The sequence below is a fragment of the Luteibacter sp. P4_E6 genome (genome assembly GCF_056401535.1).
In genome coordinates this window covers 1-6,472 of the sequence record NZ_JBFUJE010000221.1, presented here as the reverse complement: position 1 = coordinate 6,472, position 6,472 = coordinate 1, and the positions used below count along the sequence as shown (strand labels likewise).

Genomic DNA, 6,472 nt, shown 5'->3' with positions numbered 1-6,472 from the left:
GAGTAGCCATTGGCCACAAGAAGCATGAGGAGCTGATACACCGCACGCGAGCCCGTATCCCGGTCCGGCTGCGGAACGTAATGATCAATGACGAGAACCGATTTCTTGTTCTGGCTTCGATCCCGCGCAAGGAACGGCCGGTCGCCATTCGCCAGATGTTCGCGATCCAGTACGTCCTTCCAGCGCTCGCGAAACTTCTTCTGGTTCTCGACCTGATAGGCCTTGATGCCGGAATTGGTATCGGTTCCGTGGGAAATGCCCTCGTAGTGAACGACGACGGACTTCGGCTCGAAGACGACCTCGAGACCTGCGCGCCTGACCTTGAAGGCGAGGTCGACATCCTCGAAGTACGCGGGCAGGTACAGCTCATCGAAGCCCCCGAGCGAGTCGAACAGCGACCTTTCGATCATGATCGACGCGCCTGAGATGTAGTCCACTTCTCGCGTGTAGTTGTAGATGCTGCGTGACGGATCGTCCAGCCGACCGTAGTTCCACGCGCTGGCATCCTTCCACACGATGCCGCCCGCTTCCTGTTGACGCCCGTCGGGATAGACCAGCTTCGARCCGACCATGCCACAGGCGGGCCAGCGCTTCGCTGTGTCCACCAGCGCATCGAGCCAACCGGCAGTGACCTCGGTGTCGTTGTTGAGGAAGTAGATGTACCGACCGCGCGCCATCGTCGCGGCATGGTTGCACGAGCGAAGGAAACCGAGGTTGACCGGGTTTTCGGAGTACCGCAGGCCAGGCACCTTGGCGAGATAACCGATGTCGGCGTCACCAGAGGCGTCCTCGACGACGAGAACTTCAATCGACACGTGGGGCAAATGAGTGTGAATAGACTTGAGGCAGGCGGCCGTGTGGTCGAGACGACCGTACGCTGGAATGATGATGCTCACCTCGGGCTGATCGACCGGCGTGAACGAGACACCCTCGAGCAAGACCTTGGGGTCCAGGTTCGACTGCATCAGCAGGTTGCCAAGCGGGACRGGCGCGGCCGACCGCTTCATAAGGAAGCGCTTCGCCGGTGCTCGCACCAGCTTCAAAGCGCGCGATTGCACCCAACGCTGACCCCGAAGGGAATCGACGACACCCGCCCAGTCGCGACGGGCAAGGCGCTTTGCGAAACGCAGCGGGCGGGTCAACCGCCAGGACTGCGAGGAAACGATCTCATCGAGCAGGCTACGCGCGTGAGTCAGATCGCGCTCCAACGCGGATAGCCGGCTGAGCGCAGTGGCAAGATCAGCCGATGCCTGATGTTCGCGGGCGCGAGACGAATGACTCTCCGCCAAGGCCATTTGCTGCTCGCCGTAAAGCTTCTGGCAAAGCTCCGCTTGGCCGTCGAGGTCCGGCGGGATCACGAAAGGGTTGTCACCCGTGTCCGATGCGGCAGGTTCGCCGTTCACGACGCGCCGAAGGCGACCGACCTCCTGCTCAAGCCCCTGCGCGCGAGCGCGCGCAGCGCGCCATTTCGCCTCGAGTTGCTCACTCTGCGCGGCGGACTGCACGGCCCGATCACGCTCGACGACGACTTCCGAACGCAGGCGTTCGATCTGGGCAGCCTTCGTGGCCTCGGCTCGCTCGAAGACATCGACCTCTGCCGCAAGCCTGTCCGCTCTGCGCCGCGCAAGACCAAGGTTGCGGCGCAGCGTCGCGACTTCCAGCATGTATGCGCCAAGCATCGCACCGTCGACCTCGTTTTCGCCTTCCGTCACCTGGACGAGGGCATCGAGATGCTGCGTGGCGCTCGCGAGTTGCTCATCCAGCCCTTTCGCCCACCTGGCGACATCCTGGTGTTCCGCGACGAGCCTCGCGTAATTCCCGCGCGCGTCGTGGAGCTCTACATCCAGCCCGCGCGCCCAGACGGCGACCTGCTCGTGCTCCGCCAGCAGCGCATCGTGATGACGCTGCAGGGCGGCCAGATGTCCTCGCAGTTCCTGAAGATCATGAAGTGCGGGAACCAAGGCACCTTCCGTCGCGCTGGCAATAGAAATCGGCATGCGCCCAGCGGCAAACGTCTCGCTCGAAAGGTCCGAGCGACCGTTCGAGACAGCAGCCTGGAATTGGCGCTCCTTCGCTACGTAGCGATCGAGATCACCAGGGAGGAGCAAGAGATCCTCGCCGCACTCCCGCATCGCATCGGCAATGAACGACGAGACGAGCGCGTGCTTCGGGTCGAAAGGCCGCGCAACCGATACGCAACCCGAAATGAGCTCCAGCAATCCACGGAACGCCAGAAAACCAAGCGGCACCGGATGAGTGCTGCGCCACTCCAGATCGATGAACCGGGGCTCTCCATCCGCCGCCTGCACAAGGTTGTGGGGCACCAGGTCGATGGCATCACCGGGCAGCATGGTCTCCGCGCTGTAGCGGGACAGGCGCAACGTATCCAGGTCGATCCCGACATGGATGGCCACGGCGTCAAGYCAGCGACGGACCCAGGCACCCACGTCTTCGATACGCCACCCATCGCGAAGGAGGGTTTCGTAGATCTCATCGGTAAGCGTGCGTCCGTGCACGTAGCTTTCGTCGGCGGGATGGCAGGCATAGGTACCGCTCTCGCGTTCGACGCCTTCGACCAGGAAGTTCCTGCGCACCCATGCACCGGCGGAGCCGTGCTCGAACGTGGCCTGCTTGGCGAACTGCCGAGCACGTTCCGTCGAGAAGTGATAAGCGGAGACCTTCGCATTCTCCTCGCCGAAGAGCTCGACGGCGTCCGCGGTATGTGCGACCACAAGGAACGAGTTGGCGACATCGACCAGCAGGTTATTGCGCGCCATGACCTCCCAGGTCCGATCAATCGCGAACAGGGGCGGCCGGCCGAACTGGGGATCTTTGGTCGATGAAGCAGCCGCGAGAGCAGCGCCGCCGTCGAAACCCGGCATCGCATCGYCGCCCCGGGCAAGCAGGACAGACGTAGGAAGCTTGTAATCCGGGAAGGGCAAGGCGAAACCGACATCCGCGAACCCTGCTTCGCGAATCAGGCGCGCTAGCGCACCGCGCCCGTACGTGCGTGCGCCGGTGTTCGCATACAGGTCGGCGACGCCCAGCATGGGCCTGCCAAGGTGATCCTCGGGAGCTCCCGCGAAGTACTTCAGACCGAGCTGGTTCTCGATCGCCACGAGTAGCACGCCACCGGGCTTCAACAACTTCCGCGCGCACTCGAGCCAGTGCCGGGCGGCGTCCGGTCGATCGGAAAAACGCTCCGCATACTCCAACACGCCAATCAGGGTGACCGCGTCGAACCTGGCGGTGGTGTCGAACGCCTCAAGGTTCTCGACCACCACGTTGACCGAAGAGAGGTCCTCACAGCGCTTCGCGGCAACGCGCGCGCGCCGTGGCGACGGCTCGATCGCAACGACTGAGCGCGCCGTCTCACCGAGGTAGCGCGTGATGGCGCCACAGCCTGCGCCGATTTCGAGCACGTCTCCACGCAGGAGATTCGCCAGCGGGCGCATGAGGTTCGCACGTCGCGAGCTCAGGTAGTACCGCGTGGGCCAGTCCGAAATCTTATCGGCCAGCTCCGCCGACAGGACCGATCTGTCAGCACACGCGGCGATCAGCGCGAAGAGGTTTTCCTCGACGGCTTCCCCATCCGAGTAGGCCCACTCATGGACCGCGTCTGTGCGCAGCCAGCAGCGGGACGCTTCGTCGAAGCGGTAGTTTGCGAGGCTTCTTGCCGGATCGAATGTATGAGTCATAGGAATTGCAGTCGGGCGCCAAGATCCGTAATGCCGATAAAGGCGAGATCGGGCTCCACGCAGAGGTGAATGGCGTCGTATCGACGATCATGAGGCGCGGCTTCGCCGCTGCCGTCGCGGCTGGCGATGCCCACCGAGAGGAAATAGTCGCCGGGTGCGCAGTTAAGCGAAAACTGGCAAAGCACCACGCCGGAATGCCCGGCTTCCCCCGCGGGGAAGGCTTCCTCCATCAAGGCCATCTCGGTGTTGGTTCCATACACCGTCAGACCTTCCTTGGTTTTCAACGTGACGCCCAGGATGGGGCGAACCATGTCTGTCTTGAAACGGAAACGCAGGTACAGCGAAATCTCGGCTCCGCTTCGAACAACCTGCGGAAACGCCTCGTCACCGGCAAACACGGCGAAATCCATGATCTCGGCACAACCGTCGCCCCAACGATGCTCGTAAGGATTATAGGAAGGCCTGGACGTGAAGAAGGCGTCATGACGCTCGCCAAAAGCCGGATCGAGGGCGTGAAGCTGGGGACTCACCGAAGCATCCCCCGCGTGTTCGCCGGTCTTCTCGATGACTTGCTCGTTCTTCTGACGCCCATAGAGAAGATCGAGATATCGGTTCACCACGGGACGCGGCGCACCGTCTTCGAGCTTGTGACCCTGGTCGATCAGGATGGCGCGGTCGCAGTGTGTCACCACCTGCTCGGTGGAGTGCGTGACTAGCAGGATGGATGTCCCACGTTCACGCAAGGTCTTCAGGCGCGCGAAGCATTTGGCCTGGAATCTGGCGTCGCCTACGGCGAGCGCCTCATCGACGATAAGCACATCGGGGTCGATCTGCGCCTGGACAGCAAATGCCAGCCGCACAGTCATGCCGCTGGAGTACGTCTTGACCGGTTGATGGACAAAATCACCGATATCCGCGAAGGCCAGGATGTCATCCAGCTTGGCATTGACTTCCTCGCGGGAAAGGCCGAGCAACGACGCATTAAGGAAGACGTTCTCCAGGCCGGTGAACTCCGGATTGAAGCCCGAACCGAGTTCGAGAAGCGCAGCGACGCGCCCGGCCACGGATGCCTCGCCAGAGGTCGGTGCGACGGTCCCGGCGATGATCTGCAACAAAGTGGATTTGCCGGATCCGTTGCGTCCGATCAGCGCCACGCATTCGCCGCGGCGAACACTGAACGACACGCCGTGGAGAGCCCAGAATTCCTTGAAGTAACGTGCCTCGCCTGCAGACATCATTCGCCGCGCACCGGACATGACCATCTGCTTGAGGCGATCGACGGGCTTCGCATAAATCTCGTAACGCTTGCTGACGTTGTCGACCTTGATGACCAGATCGTCAGATGACATCGGCAAAACCCCTTCGCGTCGCGTGGAAGGCAAGCCAACCGAACCAGGCCATGCACAAGGAAGCCAGCAGGTACACCACGGTGTCCTGCCATGCCGGCAGCTGTCCCCAGAGGATCACGCCCCGCGCCGACTCCACGATGAAGGTGAGCGGATTGAGCGACAGCACCCAGCGGTACTGCTCAGGAAGACTGGTCCGCGGGTAGAAAATCGGCGCGAGGAACACCAGCGACATGGTCATGACCGTCATGATTTGCTGGGTATCGCGAAAGTACACGCCGAGCGCGGAAAACAACCAGGTCACGCCCGCGATCATGGGAAGGAAAAGCAGCATGACCAGCGGAAACAGGACGGCGGTCGCTGCGATATGCGTGCCCGTGAGAATCATCGCCACAACCAGGACGATACAGCTGATCAGCGCATGAAACAGGCCGGTACCCACCGTCACCCACGCGAGCGTCTCGAGGGGAAAGATCACCTTCTTGACGTAGTTCGCGTTCGAGGTAATGAGCACCGGGGCACGGTTGAGGCACTCCGAGAAGAAGTTGCTCACGATCAGTCCGATGAAGAGGACGATCGAGAAGTGTGCGTCACCCGTGGCCGCAGCCGCCCAACGCGACTTGAAGATGTAGCCGAAGACGAACGAATAGATCGCCAGCATCAGCAGCGGATTGAGGAATGCCCAGAACAGTCCGCCCATGGATCCGCGATAGCGGCCCGTGATATCACGCCTGCACAGCTCGAAGACGAGCCGTGCGTGGTGGGCTAGCGATAGATAAGGCCCCAACGGGTGTAGCGGTACCCGCGTCACACCGGAGGGCACGCGAACTGCACTCATGCCAGGACGGACTCGAGCTCATCCCTGAGATCGGCTATATCTTCGACGCCCACCGACAACCGGATAAGACCGTCGGAGATGCCCAGCTTCTTTCGCGTCGCCGCCGGAATGGAGGCGTGGGTCATGATGCCTGGGTGCTCGATCAGGCTTTCGACGCCACCCAGTGACTCGGCGAGAGCGAACAGCTCGCAACGCTCGAGCACCTTGCGGGCCTTCGTCTTGCCGCCATGTACTTCAACCGAAATGATGCCGCCAAACCCGTCCATCTGACGACGCGCCAGGGCGTGCTGCGGGTGGCTTCGCAGGCCCGGATAGATCACCTTGGCGATCGCGGGATGGCTTTCGAGCCAACGGGCGAGTTCAAGCGCACTCTCGCAGTGCTGCCGCATGCGCAGGTGCAAGGTCTTCAGGCCACGCATGGCAAGGAACGAATCGAAGGGGCCGGCCACGGCGCCAATCGAGTTCTGCAGGAAGCCCATGCGCTCCGCAAGCTCGTCGTCCGCCGCGACCACGATGCCGCCCACAATGTCGGAGTGGCCGTTAAGGTATTTGGTCGCCGAATGAAGAACCAGGTCGGCACCGTATTCGAT

General features: G+C 62.2%; 4 protein-coding genes. All 4 read right to left on the bottom strand.

Annotated elements, in window-relative coordinates; genetic code table 11:
* Positions 1 to 3,698, bottom strand: a 3,698-nt coding sequence (locus AC1DT2_RS13610; protein ID WP_477296833.1) for a glycosyltransferase, incomplete at its 3' end; no start/stop codon positions are given.
* Positions 3,695 to 5,047, bottom strand: a complete 1,353-nt coding sequence (locus AC1DT2_RS13605; protein ID WP_477296831.1) for an ABC transporter ATP-binding protein — start codon at positions 5,045 to 5,047, stop codon at positions 3,695 to 3,697. The genes AC1DT2_RS13605 and AC1DT2_RS13610, both read right to left, overlap by 4 nt.
* Entirely contained in the window at positions 5,037 to 5,882 is an 846-nt protein-coding gene (locus tag AC1DT2_RS13600; RefSeq protein ID WP_477296829.1) for an ABC transporter permease, read from the bottom strand. The genes AC1DT2_RS13605 and AC1DT2_RS13600 overlap by 11 nt, the downstream gene beginning before the upstream one ends.
* A partial coding sequence (locus AC1DT2_RS13595) for a trans-sulfuration enzyme family protein (RefSeq protein ID WP_477296827.1) occupies positions 5,879 to 6,472 on the bottom strand: 594 nt, incomplete at its 5' end. The genes AC1DT2_RS13595 and AC1DT2_RS13600, both read right to left, overlap by 4 nt.

Bases quoted from the DNA above. Each gene is read 5' to 3' on its own strand.
- AC1DT2_RS13600 (WP_477296829.1), bottom strand. From the start codon at position 5,882: ATGAGTGCAGTTCGCGTGCCCTCCGGTGTGACGCGGGTACCGCTACAC.
- AC1DT2_RS13605 (WP_477296831.1), bottom strand. From the start codon at position 5,047: ATGTCATCTGACGATCTGGTCATCAAGGTCGACAACGTCAGCAAGCGT.